The 1,910-nt window shown below is 32.7% G+C and carries 3 protein-coding genes; 1 reads left to right on the top strand and 2 read right to left on the bottom strand.

Features of this window, described 5'->3' with window-relative positions:
- Positions 1-290 precede the first annotated feature (290 nt).
- Positions 291-770 carry a hypothetical protein gene (locus ACNG5D_RS15765; RefSeq protein ID WP_418184492.1) on the top strand — a complete coding sequence of 160 codons (480 nt, stop codon included), beginning with the start codon at positions 291-293 and terminating at the stop codon, positions 768-770.
- A 230-nt stretch (positions 771-1,000) separates the two neighbouring features.
- Here ACNG5D_RS15765 and ACNG5D_RS15770 read toward each other — a convergent pair whose 3' ends face one another.
- Positions 1,001-1,375, bottom strand: coding sequence for a hypothetical protein (locus ACNG5D_RS15770; RefSeq protein ID WP_418184493.1), 375 nt, complete (start codon positions 1,373-1,375; stop codon positions 1,001-1,003).
- The gene (locus ACNG5D_RS15775) at positions 1,376-1,771 is read right to left on the bottom strand and encodes a hypothetical protein (RefSeq protein WP_418184494.1); all 396 of its coding nucleotides are present in this window, start codon (positions 1,769-1,771) and stop codon (positions 1,376-1,378) included.
- Positions 1,772-1,910: the final 139 nt, after the last annotated feature.

The following is a 1,910-nucleotide window of genomic DNA, read 5'->3' on the forward strand; positions in this document are numbered from 1 at the left end:
AATTTTTATATTGTATTACTTGCCTAACTTTTTCCATTTCGACAAAGGTAACTTAAAAGTTACTATTTTCAAAATATTTCAAAAGTTTAATTTAAAGTTCGGGTGTTTTTGGGTATGTTTTACAACGAACAGCTATAAGATTAAGCGATAGCGACCCGTAGGGTTAATTTTATAGCGTGTTACCTGACTGGTGCGGTTAGATAGCATTGAACTTCGATAAAGCACTAAACTAATTATTAAACGTTTTTAGCGTTGGCAAATTGCTGACGATAGGAAGCAAAACATAGACAATGGAACTAATAGAAAAAAGAGAAGAATTAAGAAACCAAATTAAAGGTTTTTGGAAGGCTGGAATTACTTGGACTGATAAAGAAAGAGCCGTAAGCGAAGAGCTGAATCAAATTCATAAGCAGGTTATTGAGATTGAATTACTTGATCTGAACAAACCAAATGAGAGAGTAGGATATTCTGTCTGCGGATGGTCTGAAAAGCACGGATATTTTAGAAACAAACGGTTTTTAGCGGACAATTTAAAAGATGCAAAGACCGAATTTGAAATTGCTAAAAAAGAAAGTGATTGGCGAATACCAACCATTATAGTTAAGCATACTTGGTTCCGTAAAAATTCGCCTGCAATGACAGACTTTGAAGGCGATGTTAATCATTTGAATTTTTCAGATAATCAAGATTTGGTAGATAAACATATGTGCGGAAATAAGCACTATAGATGGAATGACTTATTGCATTTTGGTGATAATTACACTTATTAAAAAAAGCGTTGGCAAAAAAAATGTTTAATAATGGGCAAAGACACACTAACTCTCGAATTAAGCACAAGCCTAAGCACTTGCAGGTAACGGTCTAGTGTATGATTTCGTTGCGTGTTTAAGCACTAAAGTTAGCAAATAAATCACAGATAGAAAGTCCGCGAGGACTTTCGTAAGTAAGCTCTAACTAGCAATGAATTATACACATTGTTGTGTGTAGTTTTTTATTTTTTTCAGTTCAGTTTTGGCATTAATTTCCGTGTTTTTTTTAGCGCTCTGTGTTTAATTCCCATCTCAGATATCAAGTCAAGATAATCACAAAATTGTGTGTTAAATTTCCTGTATTCAGTTTGGTTTTCAATATGAATTTCCCAAAGTGCTCCAGAACCACCAAACAATTCTCGACTAACAACTAATTTTCTAAATTCCGATTCATTCTTATTTTCAGCCGCAAGTCTTATTTTAGATAAATAGTCCACATAAAAACCAAGTCCGTTATCAATCAGAGTTTGTCCGAGTAAATCAGATTTCAGAGTCAGTTTTGAAACGTTTTTATCCGAAAAGTCAATTGGTGTTTTCTTTTTTTTTAGAAAGTCAAATATTCCCATCTAATCAATCTCTTTTTTATGAAATTCCAAAAGCTTATCCATAAAAAGATTGATTTCTTTTTTCTCGGTTAACTTAAAGTCAATTAACATAATCAGTCCAAAAATAACAAGTGAAATTGGCAAAATCCAATTTCCTTTAATCAACGAAATTATTGAAATCAAAATTCCGAGTGCCAGTAAAAATTTCGCAGCAATATTCATTGGTGTTTTAAAGTCAAATTTCAAATCGTAATTTCCTCCGTCATTCGAAATTCCGATTATTCTATGATTGTTAGGAAAACGATTCCGCATTAATTCGAACTTTTCAGTTCCGACATATCCATTGTAAAATCCGTTCACAATTAGCTTGTTCAGAATCTTTAAATTTTTGTCACTTTTGGTTATCGTTTGTTTCATTGCTCAAATTACACACAACGTGTTTGTATATGGTTTGTTGCGTGTTTAAAGCAACTAATTTAGTAAATAATTACCGACCAAGAAAGTCCGAGAGGACTTTCGTAAGTAGGCGAGTAGCCAGCAATAAATTATATACGGT

The sequence above is a fragment of the Algibacter ulvanivorans genome (assembly GCF_048381495.1).
GTDB classification, from domain to species: Bacteria; Bacteroidota; Bacteroidia; order Flavobacteriales; family Flavobacteriaceae; genus Algibacter_B; species Algibacter_B ulvanivorans.

What these genes read in the sequence shown, in the direction of transcription:
- ACNG5D_RS15765 (WP_418184492.1), top strand. Translation starts at nt 291, where the DNA reads ATGGAACTAATAGAAAAAAGAGAAGAATTAAGAAACCAAATTAAAGGT.
- ACNG5D_RS15770 (WP_418184493.1), bottom strand. Translation starts at nt 1,375, where the DNA reads ATGGGAATATTTGACTTTCTAAAAAAAAAGAAAACACCAATTGACTTT.
- ACNG5D_RS15775 (WP_418184494.1), bottom strand. Translation starts at nt 1,771, where the DNA reads ATGAAACAAACGATAACCAAAAGTGACAAAAATTTAAAGATTCTGAAC.